At 69.2% G+C, this 16,799-nt stretch carries 14 protein-coding genes; 6 read left to right on the top strand and 8 right to left on the bottom strand.

Going from position 1 to position 16,799, the window contains the following annotated elements:
* Window positions 1-3: 3 nt before the first annotated feature.
* The 4 genes from L3Q65_RS35920 to L3Q65_RS35905 all read right to left on the bottom strand — a co-directional run bounded on the left by L3Q65_RS35920 (window position 4) and on the right by L3Q65_RS35905 (window position 5,320).
* The gene (locus tag L3Q65_RS35920) at window positions 4-2,232 is read right to left on the bottom strand and encodes an ADP-ribosylglycohydrolase family protein (RefSeq protein ID WP_182892997.1); all 2,229 of its coding nucleotides are present in this window, start codon (window positions 2,230-2,232) and stop codon (window positions 4-6) included.
* On the bottom strand, window positions 2,233-3,603 hold the full coding sequence (locus L3Q65_RS35915; protein WP_370648143.1) for a TNT domain-containing protein: 1,371 nt from the start codon (window positions 3,601-3,603) through the stop codon (window positions 2,233-2,235).
* A gap of 20 nt (window positions 3,604-3,623) precedes the next feature.
* Window positions 3,624-3,926, bottom strand: coding sequence for a hypothetical protein (locus L3Q65_RS35910; RefSeq protein ID WP_182892995.1), 303 nt, complete (start codon window positions 3,924-3,926; stop codon window positions 3,624-3,626).
* Between the two features lie 80 nt (window positions 3,927-4,006).
* A complete protein-coding gene (locus tag L3Q65_RS35905) occupies window positions 4,007-5,320 on the bottom strand; it encodes an MFS transporter (protein ID WP_237597669.1) in 1,314 nt (437 codons plus the stop codon).
* 1,022 nt (window positions 5,321-6,342) lie between these two features.
* Between L3Q65_RS35905 and L3Q65_RS35900 the strand changes: the two genes are divergently transcribed.
* A complete protein-coding gene (locus tag L3Q65_RS35900; RefSeq protein ID WP_037809108.1) occupies window positions 6,343-6,924 on the top strand; it encodes a YqgE/AlgH family protein in 582 nt (193 codons plus the stop codon).
* Here the strand turns inward: L3Q65_RS35900 and L3Q65_RS35895 are convergent.
* Window positions 6,921-7,340: an SdpI family protein gene (locus tag L3Q65_RS35895; protein ID WP_009085294.1), complete on the bottom strand. Its 420-nt coding sequence runs from the start codon at window positions 7,338-7,340 to the stop codon at window positions 6,921-6,923. The two genes, L3Q65_RS35900 and L3Q65_RS35895, sit on opposite strands and share 4 nt — an antisense overlap.
* Before the next feature lie 65 nt (window positions 7,341-7,405).
* Between L3Q65_RS35895 and L3Q65_RS35890 the strand changes: the two genes are divergently transcribed.
* The 3 genes from L3Q65_RS35890 (at window position 7,406) to L3Q65_RS35880 (ending at window position 12,304) form a co-directional block, all read left to right on the top strand.
* A complete protein-coding gene (locus L3Q65_RS35890) occupies window positions 7,406-8,566 on the top strand; it encodes an esterase-like activity of phytase family protein (protein ID WP_182892993.1) in 1,161 nt (386 codons plus the stop codon).
* 159 nt (window positions 8,567-8,725) lie between these two features.
* Window positions 8,726-11,614 (top strand): leucine--tRNA ligase, encoded by a 2,889-nt coding sequence (gene leuS, locus L3Q65_RS35885; protein WP_182892992.1) that lies wholly within the window; start codon window positions 8,726-8,728, stop codon window positions 11,612-11,614.
* A gap of 51 nt (window positions 11,615-11,665) precedes the next feature.
* Window positions 11,666-12,304, top strand: coding sequence for a hypothetical protein (locus tag L3Q65_RS35880; RefSeq protein ID WP_220507613.1), 639 nt, complete (start codon window positions 11,666-11,668; stop codon window positions 12,302-12,304).
* Between the two features lie 7 nt (window positions 12,305-12,311).
* Here the strand turns inward: L3Q65_RS35880 and L3Q65_RS35875 are convergent, their stop codons facing one another.
* The gene (locus L3Q65_RS35875) at window positions 12,312-13,079 is read right to left on the bottom strand and encodes a hypothetical protein (RefSeq protein ID WP_182892990.1); all 768 of its coding nucleotides are present in this window, start codon (window positions 13,077-13,079) and stop codon (window positions 12,312-12,314) included.
* Window positions 13,076-13,951 (bottom strand): ABC transporter ATP-binding protein, encoded by an 876-nt coding sequence (locus L3Q65_RS35870; RefSeq protein WP_182892989.1) that lies wholly within the window; start codon window positions 13,949-13,951, stop codon window positions 13,076-13,078. The genes L3Q65_RS35875 and L3Q65_RS35870 overlap by 4 nt, the downstream gene beginning before the upstream one ends.
* 153 nt (window positions 13,952-14,104) lie before the next feature.
* Between L3Q65_RS35870 and L3Q65_RS35865 the strand changes: the two genes are divergently transcribed.
* A complete protein-coding gene (locus tag L3Q65_RS35865; RefSeq protein WP_182892988.1) occupies window positions 14,105-14,842 on the top strand; it encodes a 3-oxoacyl-ACP reductase family protein in 738 nt (245 codons plus the stop codon).
* On the opposite strand, the gene L3Q65_RS35860 is transcribed toward L3Q65_RS35865, so the two are convergent.
* Window positions 14,839-15,576, bottom strand: a complete 738-nt coding sequence (locus L3Q65_RS35860) for a TetR/AcrR family transcriptional regulator (RefSeq protein WP_182892987.1) — start codon at window positions 15,574-15,576, stop codon at window positions 14,839-14,841. The two genes, L3Q65_RS35865 and L3Q65_RS35860, sit on opposite strands and share 4 nt — an antisense overlap.
* Before the next feature lie 343 nt (window positions 15,577-15,919).
* Between L3Q65_RS35860 and L3Q65_RS35855 the strand changes: the two genes are divergently transcribed.
* Window positions 15,920-16,792, top strand: coding sequence for a ribokinase (locus L3Q65_RS35855; RefSeq protein WP_237597668.1), 873 nt, complete (start codon window positions 15,920-15,922; stop codon window positions 16,790-16,792).
* Window positions 16,793-16,799: the final 7 nt, after the last annotated feature.

Below are 16,799 nucleotides of genomic sequence, written 5' to 3'. Positions count from 1 at the left end.
CGATCAGTGCCGTGGGTAGCGCTGCACCCAGGCGTCGCCGAGTGCGTTGCGCGCCGAATGGCGGTCGAAATGCCACAGCGCGTCGGTCGCCACCTGTTCGATCAGGTGATGCAGTTCAAGCTGTTCGACCCACTTCCGGGGCAGGCCGGGAACGCCCACCCGCGCGCCGAGCAGCGCACCGGTCAACGCGCCGGTGAGCGCGCTGCGGCCGGAGTGGTTCACCGCGCGCAGCATGGCCTGTTCCGGGTAATTCTCGAATCCGGACAGCGCGGCGAACGAACGGCCGAGGACGGACAGCGTGCTGTGCCCGTCGCCGATCAGCTCCGGCATGCGCAGGTCCGGCAGCCCGTGCTCGCCGAAGAACGGCACCGCCTCGGCCACCAGGTCGCGCACCGGCCCCCACTCCGGGCCGTCGTGCTCGTCGAGGACCTCGCGGGACAGATTCCACACCGGGTAGCTGAACGAGTCCTTCGTGAGCGCCTTCTCGAACACCCACGCCAGGTAGGTCGCGGCGGCCACGTCGTCCGGCTGATGCGTCACGCCGGCGAGATCGCGCACGACCTGGCCGATGCCGCCGCTGAACCCGGTGCCCGGACCCGCCGCGGTCAGCACCGCGGGCAGCGCGCCGAGCAGCGCGGCCGGGCCCGACATCGGCGCGGCTTGCGGATCGCCGGTGACGAGCGCGTGGTACGCGTTGAGCTCGGCGTCGTCGATCGCGCGGCGGGCATGCAGTTCGGGCACCTTGACGAGGAAACCGTCGGCGTTCTGGATCGCCGCGCCCTGGGTGTGCAGCCAGCGGCCCAGCGCGCCGCGGACCACGCCGGGGAACAGCTTTTCGACGTCGCGCGACTCCGGCTGCTCGCGATGCGGGCTGCGGATCACCGCCTCGGTCAGGAAAAGCAGCCGCTGCGTCATCGAGCCGATCCGGCCCGGCTGATCGAACGCGAGCGGCAGGTCGCGGACACCGTCTGGACCGTAGGTCGAGACGATCTCGTCCAGCCGCATCCGGTCGACGGCCGAGCCGAGCGCCTCGCCGAGCGCGAAGCCAACCCACGCGCCGACGACCCGCTGCCAGCCGTACCGGAAGTTCTCCAGGCTCACCTCGGGGTATTTGCCGAACGTGTCGAGCTTCGGGACGATCCGGCCGTCGTTGTCCCAGGACGGCACGAGACCGTTGGCGCGCAAGTCGTTCGGCCGGGAGCGGCTCGGCTCCGGTTGTTCGAACCGGCGCAGCCACGACCGGCCGAGGACGGTCTTGCGGCATTCGTCCGCGGTCAGCTCGAAACCGTGTCGCCGCGCGCGTTCCGCAGCCGCCTTCGGCACGTCGACCGGCTTGTCCAGCCCGATCCGCGCGGCGGTTTCGACGGCGAACTTCTCCAGGTCCTCTTCGATTTCCGGGCAGCGGCCGTTCTCGTCGACCCGCGGTTCCTGCCGGGGAAACCGCTTCGCAATGGCGGTCAGCTCGGCGCCCGCGACGTCCTCGAAGGTGGCCGGACCGCCGTTGATCACCAGGTTCGGCGGGTGCTCGAACTCGGCCAGTGTCGCTAAGTCGACTCGCCACCAGGCGTGCTCGCGGGCGGGCAGATGCCGGGTCGAGCTGAAGACGCGCAGCTCGTTGCGTTCCTCGGAGAAGTAGAACCGGTCGGTCGCGCCGGTTTTGAGGTCGAACGGCACGAAGACTTCGCAGCGCAGCAGGCCGATGAGCAGCTGTTCGCGCGAGAGCCAGCCGACGCTCGCGAAGGCGAGGAGCGTTTCCAGCGGGTTTTCCGGCTTCGGGTAGCCGCGGCGGATCGGCCCGGCCTTGTACTCGGGGTTCTCGCGTTCGTCACCGGTCTGGTGGCCGTCGTTGTCGACCTTCACCCAGCCCGCGACCGCGGGCAGCGGCACGCCGAGTTCGCCCAGCCCGGCCTTCGCGTACTCCGGGTCGACGACCTCGCGCCAGCTCTCCTGGCCCGGGTACGCGACCGGGGTGCTGAGCCCGCCCGGATGCGGATGCGCTTGGCGCAACTCGCCGTCCGGCTCGCGCACGAGCACCGACGGGGCGGGGAACAGCTCTTTGTCCGGGCGTCCGTCGTCGAGGAACGCGACAGTGTTGTAGGGGATCGACCAGCCTTCGGGGACCCGCAGCACGCGGTCGTGGTCGACCCGGAGGCCGCCCGGTCCGGAGACCTCGGGGCCGTGCACGGCGCGCAACCACTTCCCGACCTTCTCCACCGCTTCCGCCGCTTCCACCTACTCGATCCTCTCCAGGCTTCCGTCGGACTCGTGTTCCGCGATCGGCTTGGGCAAGACGTACGCCACCGCGCCTCCGGGGAGGTTCGCCCAGGGCACCGTCACCCCGGTGATCACATGGAGTGATCTTCGGAGGCGGAAAGTGCTGGTCATGCGCTCCCGTTCGAGTGGCAGGGACGTCGTCGCGAACCGTACCGCCTGGTGGTGGACCAGGTTGCCGGGTTCTTCGCCGAATCGCAGAACGACGGTACCTTCCGCCAACCGAGTGAGTCTCTTGTTCCGCAGCAGCGTGAGGGGAGGGTCACCCGGCGCGGGCTGGACCGGCCAGTCGGCGACCTCTCGCGCCGTTTCCAGCGGCGTTTCGCGGCCGCCGGTCGCGCGCGCGGGATGCATCAGGAGTGCGCCGAGCAGCTGCTGGGCGGCGTCTTCGAGACGGCCGAAGATCTGTTCACGCCCGTCTGGCGCGACGACGGTCCAACCGGCTTTGACCTGGTAGAGGCTCCATTTCCCGGCTTCGCGCCCGCCGAGGCAGCGGACGTCGCGCCACACGCCGAACGAGTCGAGCCGGTGGCCGAGGTAGGTCAGGAGTTCGGCGTCGGACAGGACCGGATCCGGGTTGGTTTCCCGCTCCGCGGCGACGTCGCCCGCGGTCCGCTGGAGGTCGTCCGGAGTGGGTCGTGGCCGGGGTTTCCCGGTGAGGTCGGCTTCCGCCGTGCGGCGCACCAGAGGCTCGACGTACGGCGGATGAAAGCCCAGGTCGCGGATGTGCTGGAGCAGTTCCGGCTCGGGCGCTGTGCCGTGTTCTCTTAGCTGCTCGGCCACTTCGACCGGCCAAATCCAGGTGCCGTCAGTGCGGTGTGTTTCGCCGACCTCAGCCTCGCGTTCGAGATACCGCAGCACGAGCGGCATCTCTTCCTCCGGCAGCGGTTCGCCGGTTCCGGCGGTGGCGTGCCGGAATTCGACGCCGAGCGGGAGTCCGACGTGCAGCCGCCACCAGTCGGGAAGGTGCTCGTCGTCGCGGGGGAACGTGGCGAGTTCGGCGAGGTAGGCGGACGAATCGGGCGGCGTCGTCCACGGGGGCTCGTCGTCGGTGAAGTAGTCGAAGTCGAACGCACCGTCCGGGGTGAGCACGTAACGTGCCTGAACCCAGGTGCCGAGTCCCTCTCGATACATCTCGGCACGCAACGCGGTGAGCCGCTGGACCACCTCGGTGCTGGCGACGGTGTTGCGGGCCTGCACCTCGAAATGGTCGCCGAGCTGGGCGAATCCGATCCCGGCCGCCGCGTCCGGATCGGCCCGGTGCGCCTTGATCAGCCTGCCGATCTCGACGAGCGCCTGCTGACCGGTACCCGTTGGTTCCACGTGAATCATTTCGTCCGGAGCGGACGACATCAGGACCCGCGACGGCGGTTCTGCGGAACGGTTCCGCGCGGACGGACGCGGCGCGGGGTCGGCCGCGGGGCGGGCATCGAGGAGCTGTGCTGCGGTTCGGGTGCGTCGGCCAGGTGCTGCACGAGCGTCTGGACGGTCGACGCGAGCTGTGCGGGGGTCGTCCGCTCGAAGGCGTCCGGGGCGAATTCGAGCCTGCCAAGCGTGCCGGCCGGCCCGGCGGTCGCGCGGACGAGCCCGTCGGGCGAGGTCAGGACAGCTGGAGCGGCGTCGAGACGGGCACGGTCGTCGCCGATGGTGCTCACGGTGGCCCCCCGTGTCTGTTGCGCGTGCCGAGATTAACTCGACCGGGTCACAAGTCACCCTAATGCCAGACGGTGAGTTACTACCCCCGTTTGGGTTCAACGGTTTGCGGCAGCGAATCGCCGTGACGTCGGCGGGCCAGCAGATATCCGGCACCGCCCAGCAGATAGAGCGCGGTCGCGACCACCATGAGCTCGGGCGAGTACCCGTTGTCCTTGACGAAAAGCGCGGCGAGCGAAACCGCCGCCACCTGGGTGATGTTGAACAGAGTGTCGTACAGCGCGAAGACCCGCCCGCGAGCCTCGTCCGCGACATCGAGCTGCACCGACGAGTCGACGGACAGCTTCACGACCTGTCCGGTCCCCATGATCAGGAACGATGCGATCAACGCCAACGGCAGCAGCATCGGCAACCCCAGCGCAGCCTGCGCGACCGCCGAAACGAGCAACGACCCCAGCACCGCCTGAGTCCGCCCAAGCGACCGAATCAGCCGAGCCGTCACCAGCCCCGCGACAAGAATGCCCGCCCCAGCGCACGCGACCAGTTGCCCAAGCCCGGGCAGTCCCGCGCGGAAGATCCCGTCGTCAGCGAAGTAATTGCGCATCAACAACACGCTGAGCAGCAACGAAATCCCGTACGCCGCCCGATGCGCGAACAACGCCACGAACCCAGCCGTGACCCGAGGCGCCCGCCACGCGTGCCGAGCCCCGTCAGCGAGCCCCCGCGCAACGGCCACCACCGGATTAATCGGCTCATCAACAACAGTCGGCCCCAGCACGCCTTTCGCGAACCGGTGCGCAAGGAGCGCCGACACCAACGCCCCTGCCGCAGCGAACGCCGTAGTCTCCGCCGACCCGACATCTCCAGACCCGAACACCGCCCGCAACCCGATCGCGCACCCACCGCCAACGACCGCGATCGCCGACCCCAGCGTCGCCGCGACCGCATTAGCCGAAACCACCGCTCGCGGCTCGACTACGTGCGGCAACGCAGCAGACAACCCGGACCCAATGAACCGGCTGATTCCCTCGGCGAGCAACGCGAGCGAGAACAACCCGATCCCGCCCACCCCGGCCCCCACCGCGACGACCGAGGCCACGATCGCCACCGCCCGCCCGAGATTGGCGAACACCAGCACCCGCCGCCGATCCCACCGATCAAGCAACGCCCCCGCGAACGGCCCCACCAGCGAATACGGCAGCAGCAAAGCCGCGAACCCCTCCGCGATGGCCAGCGGATCAGTCGCCCGCTCGGGATTGAACAGGACGGCTCCGGCCAGCCCGGCCCGGAAGACCCCGTCGCCCCACTGAGCCGCGAACCGGGTGAACAACAACCGCCGAAACGACGGATCCCGGACGAGCCCGCGCACCTGCCCCCGCTCCCCCACCCTCACCACACAACCCTACCGACCAACCCCGACAAACCAACGAAATCCGAGCCCCCGCCAACAAAACCCATCCCGCGACAGACGCCCGCAACCCGCGAAGGGCTAGCCCCCTAGGAACGGCAGCCCACAGGACCAAACGCGCCGGGATGGCGGGGAGGTTGCGATGGTTAGCGGCTTGGGCGATCAGCAGCGACCCCGAAGCGTTAAAGGCCCACCCGCCTCGGCTCGGGGCAGGTGGTGAGTTGGCCTGGCTAGCCCAGCAACAAGCCCGAAGACGAAGATCCACAGGTCGCCGGACAGCGAGCTCGCTGAGGTCGCGAGCAGCGACCTCCGGAACGGGCTGAGCCCCACCCGCGCTGGTCCGAGGCACGTTGCTGGGCGGTGGGCAGGCGTGGGCGGCGAACCGCGGGCCGAAGCGTCGAAGATCCACCCACGCTGGTTCGGGGCAGCTCGCTGGACAGCGAGCTGGCATGGATGGGAGCAGCGACCCCGAAACGCCGAAGATCCACCCGCTTTGGTTCGGGGCAACGTTGTTGACTGGCGAGCTGACGTGGCCAGGCAGCAGGGAGTTCGAAGGCCCTCCTGCCTTGGCCGAGGGCAGGTTTTGGGCGATGGGCAGGTTTAGGTGGCGATCTGCGTGCCTCAAGCGTTGAAGACCCACCCCAGCCCCCAACGAAACCGAACCGAAGAACCCCACCCACGGCTCCCAAGCAAAGGGGGCTCCGCCCCCGCCCACCCCGAAAACCGCAACCGAAGGCACCGCGGGGGTCCGGGGGGCTCGGCCCCCCGGGTACACGGCGCCGGTGGGACGGGGAAGGTGCGAAGCACCGAACAGGAGAAGAGAACACCGGCGCACTCGTTTCGCCTCTCGGCGGCTTGGCGCAGTGTGGCTCCGGCCGGACCGGTATTCCACAAAGGCGGTTCTTCAGTGAGCCCGGGGGACACGAGTGCGCCGGCTCATTGTTCTCAACGGGGCGGGTGGTGCTGGTGTTCCCGTGCCGGGAGGATTTCCTGTGGCGGGTGATGGGATCATGGGTGGCGTGCCAGCGGACGCCGAGGTTGAACCGGGAACGCTCCTGGTCGCCGCACCCACGATGTTCGACCCGAACTTCAAGCGGACCGTGGTGTTCGTGATCGATCATCGGGCGGAGGGCACGCTCGGGGTGGTCTTGAACCGGCCGTCCGATGTTCCGGTGAATGACGTCCTGCCGGGGTGGGGCGCGCATGTCGCCGAGCCGCAGTCGGTGTTCGTCGGCGGGCCGGTCGACAAGAAGACCGCGCTTTGTCTCGCCGCGTTGCGGACCGGGGAGACCGCTTCCAGCGTTCCGGGGGTGGTCGCGGTGCGGGGGCCGGTCGCGCTGGTTGATCTGGACAGCGATCCCGAGGTGCTCGTGCCCAAGGTGCGGGGCGTGCGCGTGTTCGCGGGTTATGCCGGGTGGGACTCGGGGCAGCTCGCGGGCGAGATCGAGCGCGAGGACTGGGTGATCGTTCCTGCGCTGCCTAGCGACATTCTCGCGCCGCCCAGCCGTGACCTGTGGGGTCAGGTGTTGCGCCGCCAGGGGGTGCCGCTCGCGTTGCTGGCCACCCATCCTGGCGATTTGCAGCGGAACTAGGCCTCGCTGGACTTCTGCAGGACTCCGCAGCCGCCAGCGCCGCACGCGCAGCCGCTGCAGCCAGCGGGAACCGGCGACGGGGCGGGCACGGTCAAGGCGGCTCGCGCGCCCATCCGGGCTCCGGCGACGACCATCACCAGCAGGCCGAGCAAGCCGACGATCGCGGCGGCGACCAGGCCCGCCGTGGCGGGGATCGCGAGACCGGCGAGTCCGCAGACGACCGCGGCCGCGCCGCCGGCCAGGGTCGGGATTCCGGCGACCCGGTTGGCGAGTTTGAACGCCTCTTCGCTGCGCATCGAGGCTTCGGTCCGGACTCCGGCTCCGCTTGCCCTGCTCAGCCGTCCGCGCACGCCGAGGAATCCACCCCAGCCGACGACGACACCCAGGACGATCGGAACGAGCGCGATAGCGAACACCCTCTGAGGATAAGCGTGACCTCGCGGCAATGTCCCGGATACCCTCGTCGGCTGTGCTACGGGCCATGTCTTCGTCCACGCGACACCGGCTGCTCGCCGCCGCCGGGATCGTCACGCTGTCCTTGCTCATCCCAGGAACCGCCGATGCCGCGCCGCGGCCGGTTCGGCTGCTCGGTGAGCAGCTCGTACCGCACAACTTGCAGTTCCAGGGCACCACAGTCGGCGGGTTGTCGTCGGTCGACTTCGATCCGCGCACCGGCGGCTATGTCTTCATCAGCGACGACCGGTCCGCGATCAACCCGGCCCGCTTCTACACCGCGAAGTTCGACGTCGGCGCGAACGGTGTGGGTCCGGTCACCTTCACCGGCACGCATCCGCTGCTGCGCCCGAGCGGCACGCCTTACCCACCGCTCGCGAAGAACGACCCGGCCGCTCCGCAGAACGAGCAGACGATCGACCCCGAGGAACTGCGCGTCGACCCGTGGACCGGGCACTACACCTGGTCGCAGGAAGGCGATCGGCTCGCCGACCAGCACCTGATCCAGCCGTCGATCCGCGAGGCGACCCGCGACGGGCACTATGTCCGCGACCTGCCGCTGCCCGCCAACGAGCGGATGACGCCGGACGCCGGTCCGCGCCGCAATTACGTCCTCGAAGGCCTCGCCTACACCGGGTTCGGCACGCTGCTGGCCAGCGAGGTCGAGGCCCCGCTGCTGCAGGACGGGCCGCCGCCGACGCCGGTGTCGGGTGCGTTGTCGCGGATCACCCTGCAGAGCCGGTTTGGGCACGTGCTCGCGCAGTACGCGTACCCGCAGGAGAAACTTTTCGCCGAGCCGAAGCCCGCCACGGGATTCGCCGACACCGGAGTCTCCTCGATGCTCGCGGTGAACCAGGCCGATCCGACGAAATTCCTGATGATGGAGCGGTCCTTCGTCACCGGCGTCGGCAACAAGGTGCGCATCTTCGAAATCGACACTACGGGCGCGACGAACGTCCTGAACACGCCGTCGCTGACCGCCGCCAAGCACGTCAAGCCGGTGAAGAAGCGGCTGCTCGCCGACCTTTCCGCTCTTCCGCTGTCCACTGTGGACAACATCGAGGGGATGACCTGGGGCCCGGCGCTGCCGTCCGGGGAGCGCAGTCTCGTGCTCGTGAGCGACAACAACTTCTCCGCGTCGCAAGTCACCCAGGTCGTCGCTTTGGCGGTCCCGTCGGAACGGCTTTGACCAGCGCGTTACGATGAGTGCATGAACACGGCTCGGCTGCTCCTTGGCCTGCCGCGCTGACCTGGTCCGATGACCGGCTCGGCGCGGCGACCCCTCATGCCTTCTGGCTTGGGGGGTCGAGTTGTTTCTGGGAGTGGCTCGACACGGAGGAAGACGGCGATGACAGGGTCTGACGAGGCCACCGGGGCCGCGGCGAAGAGTGCCGCGGACGCTGAGCACGCCCCGCCGTTCCGCTACACCGCGGAGCTGGCCGGGCAGATCGAGCAGCGCTGGCAGGACCACTGGTCCGACCACGGCACCTACCACGCGCCGAACCCGGTCGGTCCGCTCGCGGAAGCGGGCGAGCCGGTGCCCTCGGACAAGCTGTTCGTGCAGGACATGTTCCCGTACCCGTCCGGCTCCGGCCTGCACGTCGGGCACCCGCTGGGCTACATCGGCACCGACGTCTACGCGCGCTACCACCGGATGATCGGCCGGAACGTGCTGCACACGCTGGGCTACGACGCGTTCGGCCTGCCCGCCGAGCAGTACGCGGTGCAGACCGGCACGCACCCGCGCACCACGACCGAGCAGAACATCGCCACCATGCGCCGCCAGCTGAAGCGGCTGGGCCTGGGCCACGACGAGCGCCGGTCGATCGAGACGATCGACCCGGACTACTACAAGTGGACCCAGTGGATCTTCCTGCAGATCTTCAACTCCTACTACGACGAGGACGCCCGCAAGGCGCGGCCGATCGAGGAGTTGGAGAAGGCGTACGCCGCGGGTGAGCGCGCGACGCCGGACGGTCGTCCGTGGGTCGAGCTGAGCTCCGTCGAGCAGCGCAAGATCATCGACGACCACCGGCTGGTCTACATCTCCGAGGCTCCGGTGAACTGGGCTCCCGGCCTGGGCACCGTCGTCGCGAACGAGGAGGTGACCGCGGACGGCCGCAGCGACCGCGGCAACTTCCCGGTGTTCCGCAAGAGCCTGCGCCAGTGGATGATGCGGATCACCGCGTACGCCGACCGCCTGGTCGACGACCTGGACCTGCTGGACTGGCCGGAGAAGGTCAAGTCCATGCAGCGCAACTGGGTCGGCCGCTCGCAGGGCGCGCGCGTCTCGTTCGCCGCGGGAGACGAGAAGATCGAGGTCTTCACCACCCGTCCGGACACGCTGTTCGGCGCCACCTACATGGTGATCGCGCCGGAGCACCCGCTGGTCGAGAAGCTGACCGCGGCGCAGTGGCCGGGCGAGCACCCGGAAAGCTGGACCGGCGGCGCGAAGACGCCGGCCGAGGCCGTCGCCGCCTACCGGGCCGCCGCCTCCCGCAAGTCCGATCTGGACCGGCAGGAGAACAAGGAGAAGACCGGCGTCTTCACCGGCAGCTACGCGGTGAACCCGGTCAACGGCAAGGAAATCCCGGTCTTCGTCGGCGACTACGTGCTGATGGGTTACGGCACCGGCGCGATCATGGCGGTGCCCGCGCAGGACCAGCGCGACTACGACTTCGCGAAGAAGTTCGAGCTGGAGATCGTCCGCACGGTCGATCCGGGCGAGGGCTTCGAGGGCGAGGCGTTCACCGGCGACGGCCCGGCGATCAACTCGGCCAACGACACCGTCGACCTGAACGGCATGGGCGTCGCGGACGCCAAGAAGACGATCATCGCCTGGCTGGAGGACCGCGGCGCGGGCGAGGGCACGGTGCAGTACAAGCTGCGCGACTGGCTGTTCGCCCGCCAGCGCTACTGGGGCGAGCCGTTCCCGATCGTCTACGACGAGAACAACCTGCCGATCGCGCTGCCCGAGGACCAGTTGCCGGTCGTGCTGCCGGAGGTCGACGACTACTCGCCGAAGACCTTCGACCCGGACGACGCCGACTCCGAGCCGTCGCCGCCGCTGTCGCGCGCGAAGGACTGGGTCGAGGTCACCCTGGACCTGGGCGACGGGCCGAAGAAGTACCGCCGCGACACCAACGTCATGCCGCAGTGGGCCGGTTCCTGCTGGTACCAGCTGCGCTATGTCGACCCGACGAGCGAGGACGTGTTCTGCGCGCCGGAGAACGAGGCGTACTGGCTGGGCCCGCGCCCGGCCGAGCACGGCGTGGACGACCCGGGCGGCGTCGACCTGTACGTCGGCGGCGTCGAGCACGCGGTGCTGCACCTGCTGTACTCGCGGTTCTGGCACAAGGTGCTGTACGACCTGGGCCACGTGTCCTCGAAGGAGCCGTACCGCCGCCTGTTCAACCAGGGCTACATCGAGGCGTTCGCTTACACCGACAAGCGCGGCGTGTATGTGCCTGCTGAGGAGGTCGTCGAGCGCGACGGCAAGTTCTTCTTCGGCGACGAAGAGGTCAAGCAGGAATACGGCAAGATGGGCAAGAGCCTGAAGAACGCCGTGACGCCGGACGAAATGTCGGACACCTACGGCGCGGACACCTTCCGGCTGTACGAGATGTCGATGGGTCCGCTGGACATGTCGCGTCCGTGGGCGACCAAGGACGTCGTCGGCGCGCACCGGTTCCTGCAGCGGCTGTGGCGGCTGCTGATCGACGAGCAGACCGGCGAACTGCGGGTTTCGGCGGACGAGGCGACCGAGGCGGACCGGAAGCTGTTGCACCGCACCATCGCCGGGGTCCGCGAGGACTATGCGGAGATGCGGTTCAACACCGCGGGCGCGAAGCTGATCGAGCTGAACAACCACCTGACCAAGGCGTACGGCTCGGCCGCGGCGACCCCGCGCGAACTGGCCGAACCGCTGGTGTTGCTGCTGGCCCCGCTGGCTCCGCACGTGGCCGAGGAGCTGTGGCACCGGATGGGCCACGCCGATTCGCTGGTGCACGGGCCGTTCCCGGTCGTGGACGAGAAGTACCTGGTCGAGGACTCGGTCGAGTACCCGATCCAGGTCAACGGCAAGGTCCGCTCGCGGATCACCGTGGCCGCGGACGCGAAGAACGACGCGGTGCAGGCAGCAGCGCTGGCGGACGAGAAGATCGCCGCGCTGGTCGGCGACAAGACGCCGCGCAAGGTGATCGTGGTGCCGGGCCGTCTGGTCAACATCGTGCTCTGAAAAAGCTCGTTCCGGCCCGGGAGCCGATCCCGGGCCGGTACTGTGCTTTCCGTGCGTAACCGAGCGATCACCGCGATCATCGCGAGCGCTGTCGCAGCGGCGGCTTTGCTGCCCGGGTGCGCCGTCGCGCCCGCTCCGCCGCCGGGGAAACCCGCGCCGCGGCTGCCGGCGGATTCGATCGCTTACGACACGCTGCCGGTCATCACGAGCAGGCCGAAGCTGTTTCCCGGCGACTGTTCGCAGTTCGAGAAGAACCCGCAGTTGCTGGGCGCCCTCGGCGGCAGTTCGCCGATGTTCAACCCGTATGCCAAGGCCTGCGTCATGCAGCGGTCGGCGGGCACGCAGGTCGAGGTCGGCTCGATGGACCCGGACCAGCGCATTCCGGAGCCGTGGCCCGGCTGGTGGAAGGTCTACGACTACAGCGTCCACCACTTCCGCCGGATGCTGGTGCTGGACCGCTACTACGCGGTTTCCCAGCTCCAGGGATACGGCTGCGTGGTCGCGGTGAACACCGGCTCGCTGCAGGTCGTCACGGTCCGGGTCGGCACCGAGGCGGGCAAGGGTCCGGTCCCCGGCGACAGTGTCGACGTCGACCGCCAGACCGCTCAGCAGTTCTGTCCGGACGCGCAGAAGGCCGCCGAGGCCTACCTGAACGCGGTCGACCCCGGTGGCGGCTCGCTGGCAGGCTGACCCGCGGTCACGCCGCTTCGCGCGTGCCCGCCCGCCAGATCGCGACCCCGGCGAGGCCGATCCACACCACCAGCGACGTGGCCAGCGCGACCGGTCCGTGCTTGGCGATTCCCGCGAGCTGCCGCGCGGGTTCGGCCGGATCGACCCATCCCGCGTAGTCGATGCCGCTCTGCAGGAACACGAACAGCAGCGACAGCAGGACGTAGGCGGTGATCGATCCGGCGGTGTTGGGGATCAGCCAGCCGATGGTGACCGCGAGCAGGGTCATGCAGAACCCGCCGAGCAGGATCGTCGTGACCATCGCGCCCGGCCGGGCGTCGAGCAGGAACTGCGTGTCGTATCCCTCGAGCTGGCTTCGGTAGTAGGTGAAGGTCATCAGCAGGTTCAGCCCGGAAGTGATCAGCCAGACCCCGACCGCGATGGTGGCCTGCGCGAGCACGTAGCGCAGCCGCGACGGCTGGGCGAGCAGGGTCGGCTGCGAGCTGCGGTAATGCCATTCGGCGGCGATCAGCTTCACGAGCACGACGTTCATCAGCACCGCGCCGAGCCGGATCGTGAGGAACACCGGCAGCAGTTGCTTGTCGAGCGTGTAGTCGCGCAGTCCGCCCTGCAAGAACAGCAGCGACAGCGTCACCAGCAGGATCGGCGCGGAGAGCACCAGGATCTTGTCCGCCACCGTCGCGGTCATCTTCCGCAGTTCGACGCCAACCACGGTGCCGAACGACGCGCGCCGCTGCGCCGGGGCCTGCCAGGCGGGCGCCTGTGCCGGGATCATCGGGCTCCTCCGGTGAGCCGGAAGAAAAGCTCTTCCAGGTTCTGCTGTTCCTCGCGCAGCTCCAGCACCTGCACGCGGGCGGCGAACGCGAGGTCGGACACCTGTTTCATCGGGGCGGCGACGGACACCCCGTCCGCGCTGGTTTGGCGCAGTTCGAGCCTGGCGTTGTGCAGCGCCGAGGTCAGCCGGGGAAGGTCGGCGGTGCGGATAAGCGTGCGGGCCGGTCCGGCGAAGCTCTCCAGCGGACCGTCGGCGACGACGCGGCCCTGGCCGATCATCACCACGCGGTCCGCGGTCTGGTCCACTTCGGACAGCACGTGGCTGGACAGCAGCACGGTGCCGCCGCGCTGGGCGTACCCGCGCAGCAACTGCCTGGTGGAGCGGATGCCGTCCGGGTCGAGGCCGTTGATCGGTTCGTCGAGGATCAGCACCGGCGGATCGCACAGCAGCGCCTGCGCGATGCCGAGCCGCTGCCGCATGCCGAGGCTGTACTTGCCGATCCGCCGGTTCGCCGCGTCGGAGAGGCCGACCTGTCCGAGCACCTGGTCCACCCTGGCGGCGGGCAGCCGCATGAGTTTCGCGGCGTTGAGCAGATGATGTCTCCCGGTGCGGCCCGGGTGCACGGCGGACGCGTCGAGCAGCACCCCCGCGACGTGTGCCGGATTGGGCCACTCGCCGAAACGGCGGCCGGCGATGGTCGCGGTGCCGGACGTCGGCGTGGTCAGGCCGCAGATCATCCGCAGCGTGGTCGATTTCCCGGCGCCGTTCGGTCCGAGGAACGCGGTCACCGTGCCCGGTCGCAGGCTGAACGACACGGTGTCGACCACGCGGCGCTGGCTGTAGACCTTCACCAGCTCTTGGACGTGCAGCAACCCGTCCCCCTCCCCGTTTTCCCGCTGGCCGGAGTCTGTCACACGCTGTGGCCGCCCGGGTGCGGAATCGAACCGCCACGACCGAAAGACGCCAGCCTCGCCCGCTGTTCGGCGCTTCGATGGTTGAAAGCGAAACAAACGGAAAGGACGGACATGAACCTCGACGGCAAAGTGGCGCTGGTGACTGGCGGGAGCCGCGGAATCGGTGCGGCGACGGCACTGCGGCTCGCCGAGGCTGGGGCGGACGTGGTGCTCACCTACGCGGTGAACGCCGAGCAGGCCGCGGACGTGGTCGACCGGATCAAGGCGCTCGGGCGGCGGGCGCTCGCGGTCGGTGCGGACAACGCGGATTCGGCGGCGGTCGAGGCCGCGGTGGAGGCGGCGGTCGCCGAGTTCGGGCGGCTGGACGTGCTGGTCAACAACGCGGGCGTCGGTTTCGTCGGCCCGCTGGAGCAGACCGGGATGGACGACGTCGACCGCGTGCTCGCGGTGAACGTGCGCGGCGTGCTGGCCGCGACCAAGGCAGCGGCCAAGCACCTCGGCGAAGGCGGCCGCGTGATCACCATCGGCAGCTGCGTGACCGATCGCGTGCCGGGGCCGGGGATGGTGCTGTACGCGGTCAGCAAGTCCGCGATGGTGGGGCTGACCAAGGCGCTGGCCCGTGAACTGGCGGCGAACGGCGTGACGGTGAACCTGGTGCACCCGGGACCGACCGACACCGAGATGAACCCGGCCGACGGGCCGTACGCCGCGGACCAGGCATCGATGACCGCGGCGGGCCGGTACGGCAAGCCCTCGGAAGTGGCTGACACGGTGGCGTTCCTCGCCTCGCCGGCCAGCGCGTACGTGACCGGCTCGACCATCTCGGTCGACGGCGGCCACGCGGCCTAATCGCTGTACAGGCCGACGTCGCGGGCGAGGTCGGTGAGCATGGCCTCGAACAGCACGTCCGGTTTGGACACCGGGATCGGGTAGTTGCCGAACACCTCGAGGGTGACGTGGCCGTAGAGCCGCGCCCAGAAGGTGATCATCAGGTAGGTGAGCCCGAGGTCCAGCTTCTCCGGCGGGATCTCCCGCCCGGACTCCTTGAGCACCGTCAGCAGATCCTGCTGGAACGCGGTGAGGTCGTCGCGGAGTTCGGGCGGGACCACGTCGTTCGGCGGCATCACCAGGTCGTGCTGGGCGAGCACGTGGCCCGCCGCGGCGAGGAAGATCCGGCCGAACGGTTCGTCGAGCCTGCGCAGCGCGCTGCCGGTCGCGGTGCCGGTGGCCCCGGTCGGCGACGCGAACACCAGCGTGAATTCCTTGGTGTGGGTCAGTGCCCAGCGGCGGAATCCTTTGCAGATCTGGAACAGCTGCAGCAGGCCCTCGTCCTTCAGCTCCGCGATGTCCTCGGCGATTTCGGCGGCGAGGTCGGTGCAGACGTCGAGGCGGAGGCTTTCCAGCAGGTCGTCGCGGGATTCGTAGTAGCGGTACAGAGCCGGTGCGGTAATCCCCAGCTCCCGGGCGATGGCCCGCAGCGTGACGGCTTCCGGGCCCTGGCCTACCAGCAGGTTCCGCGCGGTCCGGCGGATGTCGGATTCGGTAGCCGCTCGCGCGCGACCCCTGCGTGTGGGGCTGCTCATCCGGGCAGTCTAGGTGGTCTGGACACCTTTTTCGGCACTTGGCGCGAGAACCGGGGCGCCGCCGACGCCGATCACTCGGGGGGCTACGTGATCGGCGCCGGCGACCCGATGCCCTCTCCGGTGCGCTTCCGGTCGGGGCAACGTCATCGGCTCAAGTCCGGTGACGCTCGAAGAAGAGCGAAGCCCGCCGCAGAAGTGACGCCTGGGGGATACGGATCCCCCGATCGAGTGACGGACAGCCGCTGTTCCGCCTGATTGTCGCACTGAGCGCCAAGAAAGTTACAAACGCTTTCACTTTCGGGCACAGATGGCGGAAAGGACGGGTCATGGCAGAGTGGCGGCCATGAGTGCTGCGGTGCTGGTGGTCGGGTCCGCGAATGCCGATTTGGTGGTGCCGGTCGACCGTCGTCCCGGCGGCGGCGAAACCGTACTGGGCGGCGACACCGCGTTGTCCCCCGGTGGCAAGGGTGCGAATACCGCGGTCGCGGCGGGAAAGCTCGGTGCGGACGTCGCGTTGCTCGGTGCGGTCGGCGATGATCCCTATGGTCAGTTGCTGCGGGATTCGTTGTCGAATGCGGGTGTCGATACGCAATTCGTTCGCACTGTTGATCGGCCTACCGGAATCGCCTACATCACCGTGACTCCGGACGGGGAAAACTCAATCCTCGTCTCCCCTGGCGCGAACTCCGCGCTGGAACCCGGCGACATCACCGATGAGGCGCTGGACGGCGTACGCGTGCTCGTCGCCTCGCTGGAAGTGCCGCTGCCCACGGTCGAACGCGCGGTGGTGCGGGCACGGGAAAACGGCGTGCGGGTGCTGCTGAACCTCTCCCCGGCGGCCGAGGTGTCGCCGGAAACGCTGGCCGCGCTGGACGTTCTGCTGGTCAACGAGCACGAGGCCGCCTACCTGCTCGGTTCGGCGGACGCTGACCCGCGCAAGCTGCTCGAACTCGGTCCGCGCGCGGCCGTCGTCACACTCGGGGCCAAGGGTGCGGCGGTGCTCGAGGGCGCCAAGTCGACCACCGTCGAGTCGCCCAAGGTGGAAGCGGTCGACACCACGGGCGCGGGCGACGCGTTCGCCGGTGCGCTGGCGGCAGCTCTCGCCGACGGCGCTGACCTGGTCGAAGCCGCCGGGCAGGCGGTGAAAGTCGCTGCGGTGACCGTGACTCGCCGCGGTGCTCAGCCGTCGTATCCGACCGCCGCCGAGCTGGAATGAGACACGT

The sequence above is a fragment of the Amycolatopsis sp. FU40 genome (assembly GCF_021903635.1).
Taxonomy (GTDB): domain Bacteria; phylum Actinomycetota; class Actinomycetes; order Mycobacteriales; family Pseudonocardiaceae; genus Amycolatopsis; species Amycolatopsis dendrobii.
This window is presented reverse-complemented; position numbering and strand designations above follow the sequence as displayed.

Coding starts and splice junctions, on each gene's coding strand:
- L3Q65_RS35915 (WP_370648143.1), bottom strand. CDS start 3,603: ATGATTCACGTGGAACCAACGGGTACCGGTCAGCAGGCGCTCGTCGAG.
- L3Q65_RS35900 (WP_037809108.1), top strand. CDS start 6,343: ATGGGTGGCGTGCCAGCGGACGCCGAGGTTGAACCGGGAACGCTCCTG.
- L3Q65_RS35890 (WP_182892993.1), top strand. CDS start 7,406: ATGTCTTCGTCCACGCGACACCGGCTGCTCGCCGCCGCCGGGATCGTC.
- leuS (WP_182892992.1), top strand. CDS start 8,726: ATGACAGGGTCTGACGAGGCCACCGGGGCCGCGGCGAAGAGTGCCGCG.
- L3Q65_RS35875 (WP_182892990.1), bottom strand. CDS start 13,079: ATGATCCCGGCACAGGCGCCCGCCTGGCAGGCCCCGGCGCAGCGGCGC.
- L3Q65_RS35865 (WP_182892988.1), top strand. CDS start 14,105: ATGAACCTCGACGGCAAAGTGGCGCTGGTGACTGGCGGGAGCCGCGGA.
- L3Q65_RS35860 (WP_182892987.1), bottom strand. CDS start 15,576: ATGAGCAGCCCCACACGCAGGGGTCGCGCGCGAGCGGCTACCGAATCC.
- L3Q65_RS35855 (WP_237597668.1), top strand. CDS start 15,920: ATGAGTGCTGCGGTGCTGGTGGTCGGGTCCGCGAATGCCGATTTGGTG.